The 14,287-nt window shown below is 41.8% G+C and carries 16 protein-coding genes and 1 pseudogene; 4 read left to right on the plus strand and 13 right to left on the minus strand.

Features of this window, described 5'->3' with window-relative positions; genetic code table 11:
- Positions 1-20: 20 nt before the first annotated feature.
- Together Y79_RS0107525 and Y79_RS0107530 are read right to left on the minus strand one after the other, a co-directional pair.
- Positions 21-1,310 (minus strand): Na+/H+ antiporter NhaC family protein, encoded by a 1,290-nt coding sequence (locus tag Y79_RS0107525; RefSeq protein WP_016937119.1) that lies wholly within the window; start codon positions 1,308-1,310, stop codon positions 21-23.
- 223 nt (positions 1,311-1,533) lie between these two features.
- A complete protein-coding gene (locus tag Y79_RS0107530; RefSeq protein ID WP_016937120.1) occupies positions 1,534-1,938 on the minus strand; it encodes a MerR family transcriptional regulator in 405 nt (134 codons plus the stop codon).
- Positions 1,939-2,097: 159 nt separating this feature from the next.
- Here Y79_RS0107530 and Y79_RS0107535 point away from each other — a divergent pair, with 159 nt between their 5' ends.
- Complete coding sequence (locus tag Y79_RS0107535; RefSeq protein WP_016937121.1) at positions 2,098-3,147, plus strand: NAD(P)-dependent alcohol dehydrogenase; 1,050 nt, start codon at positions 2,098-2,100, stop codon at positions 3,145-3,147.
- Positions 3,148-3,204: 57 nt separating this feature from the next.
- Here Y79_RS0107535 and Y79_RS0107540 read toward each other — a convergent pair whose 3' ends face one another.
- A complete protein-coding gene (locus Y79_RS0107540) occupies positions 3,205-4,167 on the minus strand; it encodes an arsenic resistance protein (RefSeq protein WP_016937122.1) in 963 nt (320 codons plus the stop codon).
- 157 nt (positions 4,168-4,324) lie between these two features.
- Between Y79_RS0107540 and Y79_RS1000000120735 the strand changes: the two genes are divergently transcribed.
- A complete protein-coding gene (locus tag Y79_RS1000000120735; RefSeq protein WP_081484454.1) occupies positions 4,325-4,519 on the plus strand; it encodes a hypothetical protein in 195 nt (64 codons plus the stop codon).
- 69 nt (positions 4,520-4,588) lie between these two features.
- On the opposite strand, the gene Y79_RS1000000121695 is transcribed toward Y79_RS1000000120735, so the two are convergent.
- The 5 genes from Y79_RS1000000121695 to Y79_RS0107570 all read right to left on the minus strand — a co-directional run bounded on the left by Y79_RS1000000121695 (position 4,589) and on the right by Y79_RS0107570 (position 8,997).
- Positions 4,589-4,975 (minus strand): hypothetical protein, encoded by a 387-nt coding sequence (locus Y79_RS1000000121695; protein ID WP_016937123.1) that lies wholly within the window; start codon positions 4,973-4,975, stop codon positions 4,589-4,591.
- A gap of 126 nt (positions 4,976-5,101) precedes the next feature.
- Complete coding sequence (satA, locus tag Y79_RS0107550) at positions 5,102-5,623, minus strand: streptothricin N-acetyltransferase SatA (RefSeq protein WP_016937124.1); 522 nt, start codon at positions 5,621-5,623, stop codon at positions 5,102-5,104.
- 348 nt (positions 5,624-5,971) lie between these two features.
- Positions 5,972-6,532 carry a cupin domain-containing protein gene (locus Y79_RS0107560; protein WP_016937126.1) on the minus strand — a complete coding sequence of 187 codons (561 nt, stop codon included), beginning with the start codon at positions 6,530-6,532 and terminating at the stop codon, positions 5,972-5,974.
- Positions 6,533-6,954: 422 nt separating this feature from the next.
- Positions 6,955-7,992, minus strand: coding sequence for a flavin-containing monooxygenase (locus tag Y79_RS0107565; RefSeq protein WP_016937127.1), 1,038 nt, complete (start codon positions 7,990-7,992; stop codon positions 6,955-6,957).
- Between the two features lie 63 nt (positions 7,993-8,055).
- A complete protein-coding gene (locus Y79_RS0107570) occupies positions 8,056-8,997 on the minus strand; it encodes a cation diffusion facilitator family transporter (RefSeq protein ID WP_016937128.1) in 942 nt (313 codons plus the stop codon).
- A 206-nt stretch (positions 8,998-9,203) separates the two neighbouring features.
- Here Y79_RS0107570 and Y79_RS0107575 point away from each other — a divergent pair, with 206 nt between their 5' ends.
- Entirely contained in the window at positions 9,204-9,626 is a 423-nt protein-coding gene (locus tag Y79_RS0107575) for a VOC family protein (RefSeq protein WP_016937129.1), read from the plus strand.
- A gap of 78 nt (positions 9,627-9,704) precedes the next feature.
- Here Y79_RS0107575 and Y79_RS0107580 read toward each other — a convergent pair whose 3' ends face one another.
- The 5 genes and pseudogenes from Y79_RS0107580 to Y79_RS0107600 form a co-directional block, all read right to left on the minus strand.
- Positions 9,705-11,051 carry an FAD-binding oxidoreductase gene (locus tag Y79_RS0107580; protein WP_016937130.1) on the minus strand — a complete coding sequence of 449 codons (1,347 nt, stop codon included), beginning with the start codon at positions 11,049-11,051 and terminating at the stop codon, positions 9,705-9,707.
- A gap of 344 nt (positions 11,052-11,395) precedes the next feature.
- The gene (locus tag Y79_RS0107585; protein ID WP_016937131.1) at positions 11,396-11,716 is read right to left on the minus strand and encodes a hypothetical protein; all 321 of its coding nucleotides are present in this window, start codon (positions 11,714-11,716) and stop codon (positions 11,396-11,398) included.
- 264 nt (positions 11,717-11,980) lie between these two features.
- Complete coding sequence (locus Y79_RS0107590; protein ID WP_016937132.1) at positions 11,981-12,166, minus strand: hypothetical protein; 186 nt, start codon at positions 12,164-12,166, stop codon at positions 11,981-11,983.
- 112 nt (positions 12,167-12,278) lie between these two features.
- Positions 12,279-12,644 (minus strand): cupin domain-containing protein, encoded by a 366-nt coding sequence (locus Y79_RS0107595; protein WP_016937133.1) that lies wholly within the window; start codon positions 12,642-12,644, stop codon positions 12,279-12,281.
- Between the two features lie 65 nt (positions 12,645-12,709).
- A pseudogene (locus Y79_RS0107600) lies at positions 12,710-13,146 on the minus strand (DinB family protein).
- Between the two features lie 178 nt (positions 13,147-13,324).
- Between Y79_RS0107600 and cotR the strand changes: the two are divergent.
- Positions 13,325-14,287, plus strand: coding sequence for a sporulation hydrolase CotR (gene cotR / locus Y79_RS0107605; RefSeq protein WP_016937134.1), 963 nt, complete (start codon positions 13,325-13,327; stop codon positions 14,285-14,287).

A 14,287-nucleotide genomic window follows, 5' to 3' on the forward strand; every position in this document is an offset into this window, starting at 1 on the left:
GCGCCGAACGGCGCCTTTTTTTATTTCGTATTCCTTGTGAATTTCGGCAGGCCAAACATAATGGCGATGATGCCGCAAATTCCGATTAAAACGGGGTAGAAAGAGTATGGCAGGATGCTGACGGGGGAAATATTCCCGAATTTCCCGGCCGATAACAGCTGCGCGCCGTAAGGAATCAAACCTTGCACCATGCACGAAAAGATATCCAGAATACTTGCCGATTTTCTGTTGTCGATCTTAAATTCATCAGCGATATTCTTTGCAATCGGACCGGCTGCGATAATCGAGATCGTATTATTGGCAGCAGCCAGATTCGTCACGCTGACCAGTCCGGCAATGCCGGCTTCGGCGCCTTTTTTCGAACGGATTCGTTTCGTGATGAACTCCAGTAAAAAGTCGATTCCGCCATTTTGTTTCATCACGCCGACCATTCCGCCGATCAGCATGGACAGGATGATCAGATCGCTCATTCCGGCAACTCCATCCGTAATCGCCTTAAAATAAGAATCAAACGTCAGGCTGCCGCTCGCTAACCCTATGATTCCCGTCAAAACCAATCCGCCGAATATGACAGCCATCACATTAATACCGATTAACGCAAAAACTAACACGGCGACATAAGGAAGCACCTTAATCCAGCTGTAAGATGCAGCACCCGTATGGAGGGCGTGGCCTGCCGGAATAAAAAATAAGATAATAACAGTCACAATGGCAGCGGGCAAAACAATCAGAAAGTTCGTTTTGAATTTATCCCTCATTTGTGTTTTTTGCGTCCGGACTGCCGCAATGGTCGTATCTGAAATAAAAGAAAGATTATCTCCGAACATAGCTCCGCCGACCACAGCCGCAATCGGTATCGCGCTGGAGATGCCAAGCTCGCCGCTCAAACCGGCGCTGATCGGCGCAACCGCCGCAATCGTACCCATTGATGTTCCCATCGATATAGAAATGAAACAAGCAATGATAAACAGCCCCGGCAGCAAAAACTGCTGCGGAATAATGCTCAAAGCAAGATTGACAGTTGAATGCACCGCTCCCATCGCTTCAGCCGCTGAAGCAAAGGCACCTGCCAATATAAAAATCATAACCATAATGATAATATCAGGATGTCCCGCGCCGGAAGCAAACCATTCTATTTTTTGATTGAGCGATTTCTTCCGGTTAAATAGCAGCGCAAAAGCTGATGCAATAATCGCGGCAATCAGAATCGGCAATTTATAAAAATCTCCGGTCACCAGACCAGAGCCGACAAAAAGCCCTACGAATAAGACTAAAGGCAATAACGCCCAAGGGTTCTTTTTATTGTTCATCTGGGTAAACCACCTCTTTTCAGCATTAAAGTCGCTAATCACAGTCTAAGCAACATTTCACACTTTAAAAGTCTGCAGTAAAAAAGTCAAGCTGAAAAAAGGATAAGTAAAGATTGATAAGATAGGAAAAACTGTTTTGTCTCCTCTCTTTAGAAAATAAAAAAACCAAGGTTCGTTTCCCTTGGTACATTTCATGCGGCCCGGCGCCCGGGACATCTACTCTTCATTCAGAAATACATTCAGCTTTCAATCTGTTTTTAAGTTTCGCTTCATTTTTGAGGATGTCTTCGTAATCCTCAATCTTCCTGTTTAATCGTTTTATAGTTTCATCAATTTCCCTCTGTTTCTCCGTCAGCCTTTTCCTTTCATTTATAAGGATGTTTTTTCGGGGTTCAATCGTATGATCGGCTCCTTCAATAAATAAAGCGGTATATTCAATCAGCGCCTCAATCGACAGCCCGGCACTTCTCATGCATTTTATAAATTGAATCCAATTCACATCATCTTCGTCATAATCGCGGATGCCGCTTTCATCGCGTTTTACCGGAGGAATCAGTCCTATACTTTCATAATACCTAAGCGTCGCGGCTGATAACTCAACCTGCTTTGCAGCCTGCGCAATTTTCATCTTCTTACCACCCATCCTTCATCCCTTTCATAAGCGTGCCATTATAGAATATCATTTCATAAAAAAATAAACCAAACCCCTTGACTTAAAGTTCGCTTTAACCTTTAAAGTAAAACCGAACAGAGGATTCATCACTTTATCTTGGAAAGGAAGATAACCATGTGCAATAATCATCCGACTCGTGTATTAAGCGCTCCGCATGCAAAAGCTAAATTTGAGCGGACGACGATTGAGAGAAGAGCATTACGGCCGCACGATATCCTGATTGATATTAAGTACAGCGGGATTTGTCACTCAGACATCCACAGCGCATTCGATGAATGGGGCGGCGGAATCTTTCCGATGGTTCCCGGGCATGAAATTGCCGGAGTTGTGGAAGCCGTGGGTGAAGAAGTCACCAAATTTGCCGTCGGCGACCGTGTAGGTGTCGGCTGTTTTGTAGACTCCTGCGGGGAATGTGAATACTGCCTTAACGGAGACGAACAATATTGCACAAAAGGTGTTGTTCAGACCTACAATAACCTGGACTACGACGGAAATCCTACGTACGGCGGCTACAGCCAGAAAATAGTTGTCACTGACAGATTCGTTGTCCGGATTCCGGATCAGCTGGATTTGGATGCTGCCAGCCCGCTATTGTGCGCGGGCATTACCACGTATTCTCCGCTGAAACACTGGAATGCCGGTCCCGGCAAAAAAGTGGCGATTGTCGGAATGGGAGGGCTCGGACACTTAGCCGTTCAATTCGCGCACGCTTTAGGCGCAGAGGTCACCGTCCTCAGCCGCTCAATGAACAAAAAAGACGAAGCTCTTGAATTTGGAGCCGATCATTACTTCGCGACAAGCGATCCGGATACATTCACTGAGCTGGCCGGACATTTTGATATCATTTTAAATACGGTATCCGCAAACCTTGATGTAGATGCCTACTTATCCCTGCTACGCATTGACGGTACATTAGTAAATGTAGGAGCGCCTGCTGATCCGGACTCATATAGTGTGTTCTCCTTAATCACGGGCCGCCGCAGCATCGCGGGTTCACTCGTCGGCGGTATTCCGCAGACTCAGGAAATGCTTGATTTCGCCGCCGAGCACGGCATTGCTCCTAAAATTGAAGTGATTCCGGCCAATCAAGTCGACGAAGCATACGAACGGGTTCTTCGAAGCGATGTCCGCTACCGTTTCGTCATTGATATTTCAACTTTATAATCATCAAAAAAACATACCAATATTTATTGGTATGTTTTTTTCAGCGCAGATTATTTTTTATTTCAGCAGCCATCCGGGCACCGCTTTGATATAAATCAATTCGCCTATCAGTTCAACAATCGTCTGTGTGACGATAACAGCTGCGGCTAATGAGGCCCAAGCATCCGGCAAGGCCAGCGCTAACGGAAGGACTGCGAGAGAATTTCTTGTGCCCGTGCTGAAGATCAATGCTCTTCCTTCGCCTGTATCCAGACGGAACGCATATGCGATAAACCGGGAAACAAACGGCATCATGAGCAGGAATAACAGATAAATCGGAATTACGCGTATAATGACCTCAAAATCACTGTATACCTTGCCGATTTGTGTGGCAACGACCGCCAGCAATACGAGAGCCATAAAAGGAACAGGCAGCCAGGCCGTCCACTCTAACATCCTTTCTCCAGCCGGCTTCTTATCAGCCCACAATTGTGTCATCACTGCCGCCAGCAGCGGTCCCGCTATTAAACATAAGAATGCTTCCAGAAACGGCCCGGCATGAACAGCCCCTATGACTTCTTTCCCGATAAACAGCCACAAGTATAACGGAAGCAATACCATCTGAACGACGAACAAAACCGGCGTGGAAGCCAGTATTAATTTCTCATTACCTTTCCCGAGCTGAGTAAAGACGATGACGTAATCAATGCAAGGTGTAAGCAATACTAAACAAACTCCTAATAATATAGGAGGAGATTGAGGAAAAATGGCGGTCAAACCCCATACAACAACAGGCACAGCTAAGAAATTACCAATCAGTAAAGCCGCCATAAACTTGAGGTTTGAAATGGCTTCCCTCAGCTTCAAGAATGGGATTTGGGCAAACATGGCATACATGAGAACAGCGATTAGCGGTGATATCGTCCAGCTCCAGCTGAGTCCTGAATCCTTCCCGGCGATCCCCGCTATTCCTCCGATCACAAGAAACACACCATATATCCAAATTTGCTGATTTTCTAATGTCTCTCTGGTTATTTTCATTGACTGGCACCCCTTCCCGCCCATTATACCTTCTTTTCTGATGCTCTTGTTATTACCGGCTGCATGAGTATATTCCGCCTCGTTTTTTTATAAATAATGGTTAACAAGGTAAAAAGTATGATATATTATGATTGAAATAAATTGGGAGTGTGATAACTTGCTGAAAAATCCACCTATTCTGTTGGTTCTGTTATCAGTTGCAGGATTTCTGGCTTATATCAGCCGGACCGCTGAATTATCAGTTCCTATTAGTTGGATCGTTTTATTACTGGGTGTTGCTTTGTCATTTTACAGCGCTGTATGTCTTGTAGCATATAATGCCAATCTAAAGAAACAGCTTCGTGATAACTGAAATGTTCCAAAGAAAAAAACAAGCATGTAACAATATGCTTGTTTTTTTACTTATGCATGATCAGACCTTCTAGCCGTGTTTTGTTTTAACATCCTTATTCCTTCCAATGAATAAGGTCACGGCAACACTCGCTAAACTGACCAAAGTCCCCAGAACGGCAGCAAGAATTGTCAAAAAGCCATGAGGGATAAGAAATCCAATTGGAATGAGCCCCGCAAACGTGAGAACGATAAAACATTGATAAACTCCGGATATGATTCTCACAATCAAGCTGCCAAAAAAGGACATCACTAATGGGGGAATGAATAAACATAAAATGATTCCGAGTGAGATCAATAAAATCATAGGCTCGTCAAAAGAAATGACATGATCACCGGGAGACTCCTCAGCAGCCGCGAATACAGCAAATACAGACATTATCAGCGTAAGAAAAACAAGAAAAAACCTTTTCAGCAACGTTTTATACTCCTTTTTATAAAAAATTGAGCAAGGGTCTGCTCCAACTGCCGCTAAATTTATTTCAAGATTATAAATTTGGAATCAATGCCAAACAATTAACCTCTCATCACCCTTAAGCGGCAGTTAAAATTGATAATACCAAAAAATCGCGATCTCATTTGCCGTTGAAAAGTTGGAATAAAGCATAGTATCAACTGCGCCTATTACAAAGCCGTGTTTAGCATAAAAATGACAAGCTGATACATTAATATCTTGTGTTTCAAGCATGAGACCGCAAAAATCATTCTCCTTTGCCCATTCAATCCCTTTATTTAATAATGCCGTTCCAATACCATTGTTTCGATAGTCCTTTGCAACCGCAATGTCCTCTATCAGCGCATATCCATTCCAATTAGAACGTATTTTAATCCGGCCGATGCAGTGATTTTCATCATAATAAAAAAAGACTGCTTTCCCCTCTTCTTCAACATAACTGACGTCAATTTCGTCATCTTCATATTTCTTAACATAAGGCTTAGAAAATCGTTCCTCAGTATATGTCCAAACATTGTTTTCAAGTGCGGGTATAATTCTCCCGAAAACAACCAGAGGTTCATTTGGTTTATTGAAGTCTTTGATATGAAACGAAGTCATTTTAATGATCATCTCAATCTCCTTCTCAACGAGATTACATTCCACCATTTCCATTATATGTTACTGCGCAAATAAATCAATAACGTTTGCCAAATGAATGAAGAAGCAAAAAAAGAGGATCTCTTTCTTTGCTGAAAAGCCTAATCAAGAAGGCCATATTGGACTCGTGCCGGGGTATACCGGAGAATTTGAGGCCGTTAAAACCGATACATTGCCCGCAGCGATCAAAGACCGATTTAAGGAAATTAAATCCAACAAAAAATAAGGCCGATTCATATTAAATCGGCCTTATTTACCGTACTCTTGGGCATCCAGAAAGGCGTAATCCCAGTTTGTCAAACCTCTGCAGCATACTTTACGCTAACCTTCCGCAGCCTCTGCATCTGCCTTAGTCGCATGAACCGTACCAAATGGATGGTTGGGAGGCGCATAAATTGAATATAGTTTTAACGGCGTATTACCCGTATTAATCACATTGTGCCAAGTGCCGGCAGGTACAACAATGGCAAAGTCATCATAGACATTTCTTTGGAAAGTTAAATTTTCCTTGCTCCTGCCCATTTTAACGATTCCCCGGCCTTGCTCAATCCGTAAGAATTGATCTACGTGGGGGTGGATTTCCAAACCGATATCTTCTCCAATGCCGATACTCATCAAGGTAATTTGAAAATGTTTTCCTGTCCATAAGGCAGTACGGAACGTGTGATTTTGTTTTGCGGCTTTATTGATATTCACAACAAATGGTTTTGGTCCGTAATCTTTCAAGAGAAGGTTTCTATCTTCGTATGAAGATCGCAAATCATCATTTCGGTCTGCATACCCCATGTCGTTTGGATAAGTCCAATAAACAGATCTTCCATCGCTATACATCGGTACATTCACACAATAATAACATTGATGCGAAAAAGGTATATAATACATTTTTCATCCCCGCAATTTCAAATTTTTATGATATTATCCTATGCTTTTTGTAATGAGAGTGTGCCACAGCAGAAACGGCCACAAAACCTGTTTGCATAAAAAATACCAAAGGTCTGCAACTCTTGGTAACACTGTTGCAGCCGGGAAACTTGAATCTGCCCGGGGTATGCACTCACCATTTCGACAACCAAGAGATATTGTATTTTCTGTTCAACAAGCCGATTAAAACAGCGTTTTTGGCGGGTTTCCTTACGTGCCGCGCAGTTAGCTCGGGAAGTACGTCAGAATGTTGCACAATCAGTGAGTCAGGGATCTTCTTACTTAATAAGTCAAAAGATTTTTTCGGCTTTACACAGTCACATAACTGGACTTATTCAATACAAAAAAGAGCAGTAAACCCGTAAGTTACTGCTCTCCTCAGTCTATCCACCGTTCATTTGTTTTACAATGTATTCAGCATCATTTCCTACACCTTGAAGCAGCGCTGAACCTCGCCTATGCTGCCAAGGCAAACCAATAAAGTACAATCCTTTCACAGCTGAAACACCCCGGTGATGTATAATTCGGCCTTCCTTATCCAAAACACCTTCTATTTTCATCCACCAAAGCGGATTCTTAAAACCAGTTGCCCAAATAACATTGTTTACTTCTAATGAAGATGAATCTTTAAAAATGATTTCATTTTGCTTTCCGGCTATGACTCTTTGTTTTAAAATGATCTTCTTCTGTCTTATTGCATGTTTTAATTCATACCCAAATATGGGGTCGCCTTTCTTTTGAATGAACTTGCCTAATATTGATGTATGACTTGCATGTAAAACTCCTAATTTATCAAACCACCAAAAGATGCTTCTTTTTCCAATCCATAAAGGGAAATAAACCGGTTTATTACTGCAAGACAAATATGTAACTCTTTCTTTGGATAATTCAACAGCTATCTGAGCCCCGCTATTCCCGCCGCCGACTACCAGTACATTCCCAGGCGCCAGTTGTTTTGAATGTTTATATTGTGAAGAATGTAATTGATGAATATGACCGGCTACATCCTTTGATATTGATGGAATGTTAGGGGTATGAAAAGGACCTGCGGCCATCACAAGATTCTTCGTTTGATAATCTTCCCGGTTTGTTTTTATTAAGAAATAGTTGTTTAATTTTTGGACACTTATTACTTCTGTCCGTAATTGGATCGGGATTTCAAATCTTTCAACATATTTTTTCAGATAAGCAGCAATTTCATTTTTTGAAGGGAGCCCATGCTTGTCTCCTTCAAGATGCATTCCAGGCAAAGAGCTGTACATTCGAGAAGTAAATAAAACCAATGAGTCATACCGGTTTTTCCAGCTTTCTCCCACTTCATGACTTTTATCTAAAATGATAAACTTTTGTTTCGACTTCTTTAGATAATATCCTGCTGAGATTCCTGCCTGACCGGCTCCGATTACTATCGTGTCGTACATCCGAATCCCCCTCCGGTTTTATCTTAATTGTCAGAGAGACAAAGTGAGTCCCTATCTCCTCCTTTAATGATGATGGTGGCCGTCCGTCTGCTCAATTTTTGCCTGACAAAGGATTGCATTGTCGTGATTATGCGCTGCTGTTTCCATTTGAATCGTTACATGCGTAATGCCTTTATCTCCAAGCTCATGTTCAATTTTGCGTAAAATACTTTCGCTTTCTGAAATGGTCAGCTGATCGTCAACAACAGCGTGACAGGAAAGAGCATTCAACCCGCTTGTGATGGACCATATATGTAAATCATGAATATGCTGAATGCCCTCTGTCTCTTCAATCGTATGGATGATGTCAGTCACGTCAATATTTTCCGGGGTTCCTTCCATTAATACGTGAATGGAATCTTTCGTCACATGGAAACCGCTTCTTAAAACAAGAACAGCTACAATGACACTGGCCAATGGGTCTGCCCAGCCCCACCCGAAGAAGATGATAAGCACCGCAGCCAGAATGGCACCTACAGAGCCGAGCATATCACTTATTACATGTAAATAAGCTCCCCTTATGTTCAGGTTATTCTTTGTATCTCCGCCGTTCAGCATAATCCAAGCGACCAATATATTCACAGCTAACCCGATGATACTAATGATAAGCATGCCGGTTGTTGCCACTTCCGGCGGATGAGAGAAACGTTTGATTGCTTCATAAATGATATAAAGGGAAATCAATATTAAGGCAACACCGTTTATCACAGCTGCGAGAATCTCAAATCGTTTATAACCGAATGTCTTATTATGACTTGCCTTTTTTTCGGCTAATTTAAAAGCAATCAGAGCAACCATTAATGAGATTGAGTCACTCAGCATATGACCGGCATCTGACAAAAGCGCTAAACTATTGGTTACAAATCCCCCTATAGCTTCTATTATCATATAACCTGTAATCACGATAAAAGAGATCAATAAAACCTTCTTATTGGACCCGCCGGCGTGATTGTGATTGTGACCCATAAAAAATCTCCTCCTGCATTTATTATTCCTTTTCTGTTATGAAGCATTCTAACATGTACACAAAAATAATCATATATGATTATGTGCTCACATATGAATATATAGGTTCTTTACTGAAATGTCAAAATCTTTTCTATATGGTGCTGCAGTGCAATAATGAAACTTGATATCATTTTCTTATTATCAGCTTGGGAGGTTATATTTTTATGAAACCGCGGGTTACAGTCATCACTTTAGGCGTAGATCATCTGGAACGATCACTTCGCTTCTATCGGGACGGCCTCGGACTGCCTGCTGAGGGAATAGTCGGAAAAGAGTTTGAACATGGCGCCGTTGCCTTTTTTGACTTACAAACAGGACTGAAACTGGCCATTTGGAATCGTAAAGACCTCGCACATGAGACAAACGTTGTTTTAACTGCATCAAGCCCGGCAGAATTTACATTAGGACATCATGTTACGAGTAAAGCTGAAGTCGATAAAGTCATGGAACAGGCAAAACAGGCAGGAGCGACGATAACTGATCCCGCTCATGATACTTTTTGGGGCGGATACTCCGGTCACTTCCAAGACCCCGATGGACACTTATGGGAAATCGTTTGGAATCCGCACTGGGATGCAAGTGAATAACCAAATTTTATAGCAACAATAAAAAACACACCTGAATGTTCTGGTGTGTTTTTTATTTTGTTTCCCAAAACGATCAAACTATTTATACGATGGCGGGATGCTTTGCGGAAAATGAAATACATTTTCGGGATCGTATTTCGCCTTTACTCTTTGAAGCCTTGCAAAGTTTGAGCCATAATATGCTTTTCCGAAATTTTCAATATTCTGATCCGGAACATTGACGTATGAACCTGTTACATATGGTTTCAACAGCTGACGCACTCTTTCAACTGATGCAAGGTTCGAGGCTTCTTGTGATTTATTTTTCCAACTGGCCGTCCATTCCGTATAAAACAATGGACGGCGCCAAAAGAAGGCTGTTTCGCTGCTGGGAACTCTGCTTATCGCACCGCCCCAATTGATAAAAAAGAAATTTGTTTCTGTCCCGGTGGCTTTTTCTAAAAATTGTCTCATCACTGAAATAGGTTTTTCCGGCCAAAGATTTAGCGCCCACGCCGAGGAGAATTTAACACTCTGATCAGATCTTCCCGGGATCGGTTCATCAGGGTCCAGGAAATCTATGCAATCCGGATAGTATAATGTTTTGATAATTGTCCGTGTCGGGGTTCCGGCATTTAATAAAGGTTTTAATAATTGAATCAGCTCAGGTTTTGAACCGAGGAACAATCCTTCCGCATGACACAAGCCATTTACTTTGCTGTAAATCTCAAGGTAGCACCCCAATCGTTCGTCTGTAAACGGCGCCCACTTTTGCCAAGCTTTAAAGACCGTCTCCAACTGCTCCCATGGCCAAATAATATTAAAGACGGTTGCAGTTTTAGGAGCACGGTGAACTTTGAACGTGTATTGGGTATTATATCCGAAGTTGCCTCCCCCGCCGCCTCTGGAAGCCCATAGTAAATCTTCATTGTGAGATTGATTTGCTTGAATGATCCTGCCTTTTGCATCTACCATTTTCAGTGCGAGAAGGTTATCACTTATCAGGCCGATTGATCGTGAAAGCACTCCAAACCCGCCGCCCATCGTAATTCCTCCGATTCCCACTGTCGGACTGTCTCCAAACGGAGCCATAAAACCATCCCGGGCCAATCCTTTCACAAGCGGGCCGACGTGAATGCCGGTTTGAACGGTTGCAATCGCGTTTTTTTCGTCTAATAAAACTTTATTCATGTCACTCACATCAATAACTATTCCATCACTTACGACTGAAAGGTTTCTATCCAGAGCATGGCGGCCGCTTCTGACACGCAAAGGCACATTATTCTCACGCGCCCATTTAATCGCATTACTTACATCGTATGAATTTTGTGCAAAAACAAAGACAAGCGGACAGACATCAACATAAGGGTTCCAATTCTTAACCGCCTGTGCATAGCCGGGGTCCCCTTTGAAGATGACGCGCCCTGTTAACTGTGTTGATCCCATCTGTTTCACTCCCCATAAACATTTGATTCCGATTCCAGTATATGCAGGATTTGGACAAATTCTTAGACGGATGATCTGCTGACTTAAAAATAAATACAAATACGCGAAGATGATATAAAAACACAAAAAAGACAAGAGCGGCAAGTTGCCGAAACTCTTGTCTCTCCTATCTTTTTAATATGATTGGCGTGATATACTGACCCGGCTATGGAAGCTCATAGGAAAGTTTTTGTTTGCCCTGCTATGCGTCCTTTTTGCCGCACCAGCTGAGTAATCTTCCTGTTTGATCCTCCAACAAGAATCTTTTTCTTTATCGTTTTTGCAGCCTTGGGCCGGAATTTCTCTTATTTTTTCTTCTTGTGTTTCCGTTTGCAATCATGTTTTTTCTCTTTCTTATGATGTTTTTTACATTTCGCTTTTGCTGCTGCTTTTGCTGCTTTTGCCGCTTTTACCTTTGCTTCTGCTGCTAGTCTTTCTGCTTCTGCTGTTCTGGCTCTTGCTTCTTCCGCTCTTGCTATTGCCTCTTCCGCTCTTGCTCTCGCTTCTGCTTCTCTTGCAGCTTCTGCTCTTGCTTCGTCTTCCGCCATATCAAAATCATGGCCAAGGTCACAGGCTTCGTCGTATGGTTTTTTCTGAACGTGATTTTCACCTGGGTTATAATACATGAACTACCACTCCTTCTCATATTTTTTAATCTCTTCATACTATGTATATAAAAGACTCCAGCTTGGACTATTCATTTAGTTAACCAGCACATTTCAGCCTCAATTTTCATTTATCCATACAACAGACTCTGGATGCCTGCAATAAACTTGAAAAAAATAAGCTGCGAAAACCACAAAAAAACCAAGGGGCTGAACCCTTGGTTTTTTGTGAGACTGAGAGATGCTGCACGCTGCAGCCTCCTTCTGTACCGACTTTTTTGACTTTTAATTTGCTTGCTGTGTTTGTTTTACCGGTTCTTTGCTAAAAAGTCCAACAATGTTCCACAAGACAACTACTGAAGCTATTATTAAACGAGTAGTGTTCACTTCTTGGTTAGTCAATAATTTATAACCATATATTGATCCCAATGCAACTATACAAAAAATATTGAACCATTTACTCCAACGCAATTAGAAAACTCCTTATCAAATGATAAAATTTCCAAACAATGTATTATAATATTAACAAAATTTTTCAATATTTAAACTTAAACCTTTCTTAATTTCGGTTTATCACTACAGGCTAGATCCAGACATCATTTTCAGCTGTTTGATCAGTTATTTCTTCCCCGGTATTCACAACACCTTTAGGCTCTACAAGCAAAATTTTACACTCTGATTCTGCATAAGGTTTATGTTCAGCATTTTTCGGAATGACAAACATTTCACCTTCATTTAATTTTACTTCTCCATCACGAAATTCAATGATTAAATTCCCCTCAATCACAATAAAGACCTCATCTGTTTCCTCATGCTTATGCCAAACAAAGTCCCCTTGTACTTTAACAAGTTTAAATTGATAATCATTCATTTCAGCAATTACTTTTGGAGACCATTGATCTTGGAATGCAGCTAATTTCTCTTGAAAATTAATCGGTTTATATTCCATTCTTTCCCCTTCCCGTGTAAAACTAAAGACATATATGTCCGCCTTTGTTCTTCTCCTGATTTTAACTAGTCCCAAATGAAAGGCCGCTCCACTTCAGCAGTTCTGAGATAGTCTAAAAGCTGACCGGTATGTACTGACTCATGATAAGCAATCCTTAATAACATGTCCCCCAGTTCACGGACGTACCCAACATCAGACCTATCAATCTTTATATTTGTTAAATCGGTTTCATTTAAAGATTTGATGAATGTCAAAAACTCGGTCCGAAACGGTTTTGCAAATTCTAATTCTTCGGCTGCTGTGGTAAACGTTTTTGATTCATAAGGATTAGCAGATTCCTCTGAAGTCTCATTCATATGTTTTAGTAAAATTTGATGATAAAGACATTCTGCTTCTAAAACATGTCTTATCATTTCCTTACACGACATGGCTTCGGAATCCGGGCGCCAGTCCATCTTTCCTTAGATATACCTGTCCATAACTTAATGCTTCGCCGTCTCACTTATTTTTAAATCATTCTCCTTCTTCCCGGAAAAACCTCTTCAAATAAAGAAGATATTATTTCCCAACCCGCTGGATTGATAAATTTTTAAGATAAAGAGATCTTCATTCATCCATACAATAGACTCTGGTTGAGCATATACTGAATGATAGTTTTCATTAGAAAGGAGACATCAGCTTTGGCAAAATATCGGATCATGACCTTTGATGGGGGAGGTACGTTAGGTGCTTTAAGTTTACAGCTATTGAACAGACTGGTTAAACAAAATCCCACTTTAATAAGCCGAACCCACGTGTTTTCAGGAAATTCAATCGGTTCATTCACTGCCCTTGCATTAGCCAGCGGAAGATCGCCGCATGAGACATTCCGCTATTTTAAGGAAAAAATCCTGCCCGCATTCAGCGTTTCCCGGCCGGGCGGACCCGTTTTCAATCAACAATTACCATATTCCGGTTTTATTAAAGCGGTACGGAATTTTTTCCCGGCAGATCTTCGTCTCAAAGATTTAAGAAAGCGAATTGTTGTCCCTTCATTTAAATTATACTCTCCAAAACTGGATCGTTGGACTCCTGTATTATTTCACAACTTTCCCGGCTCTCCCTATTTAAATGAGAAAGTGAGTGATGTCATACTGCGGAGCAGCGGTGCCCCTGCGACGCAACGCGCCTATCAAAACTACGTGGACGGATATGTAGTAGCAACGAACCCCAGTACAGCCAGTATCGCGTTTGCAGTTGGTAAAGCCAACGTGCCATTGGATCAAATTGCGGTATTGTCCATCGGAACAGGTGAAGCCCCGACCCGGTTAAGAAGAGATACGAGGGGATGGGGAATGGTAAGTGCAGATAACATACGTCCCGAAAATCTGAAGAACCTTCCTCCAAATTGGGGAGTCCTTTTGGACAGGTCGCCTAATGAACCTTTACTGCCATTTCTTCAGATAATTGCTGGCGGAAATGGTTACTATGAATCCATGGTCAGTGCGAATCTTCTGGGAGATCGTTTTTTCCGATTAGATCCGCGGATTCCGAACTTCTCCAAAACGGACCCTGCCGTCGTTCCCGCTGTCATTGAAATTGCAAACAAAACCAACTTACAGCCTGCGATTGAATTCATAGAGAAAAACTGGAACAACAAATAA

Source organism: Bacillus siamensis KCTC 13613 (genome assembly GCF_000262045.1).
GTDB lineage: Bacteria > Bacillota > Bacilli > Bacillales > Bacillaceae > Bacillus > Bacillus siamensis.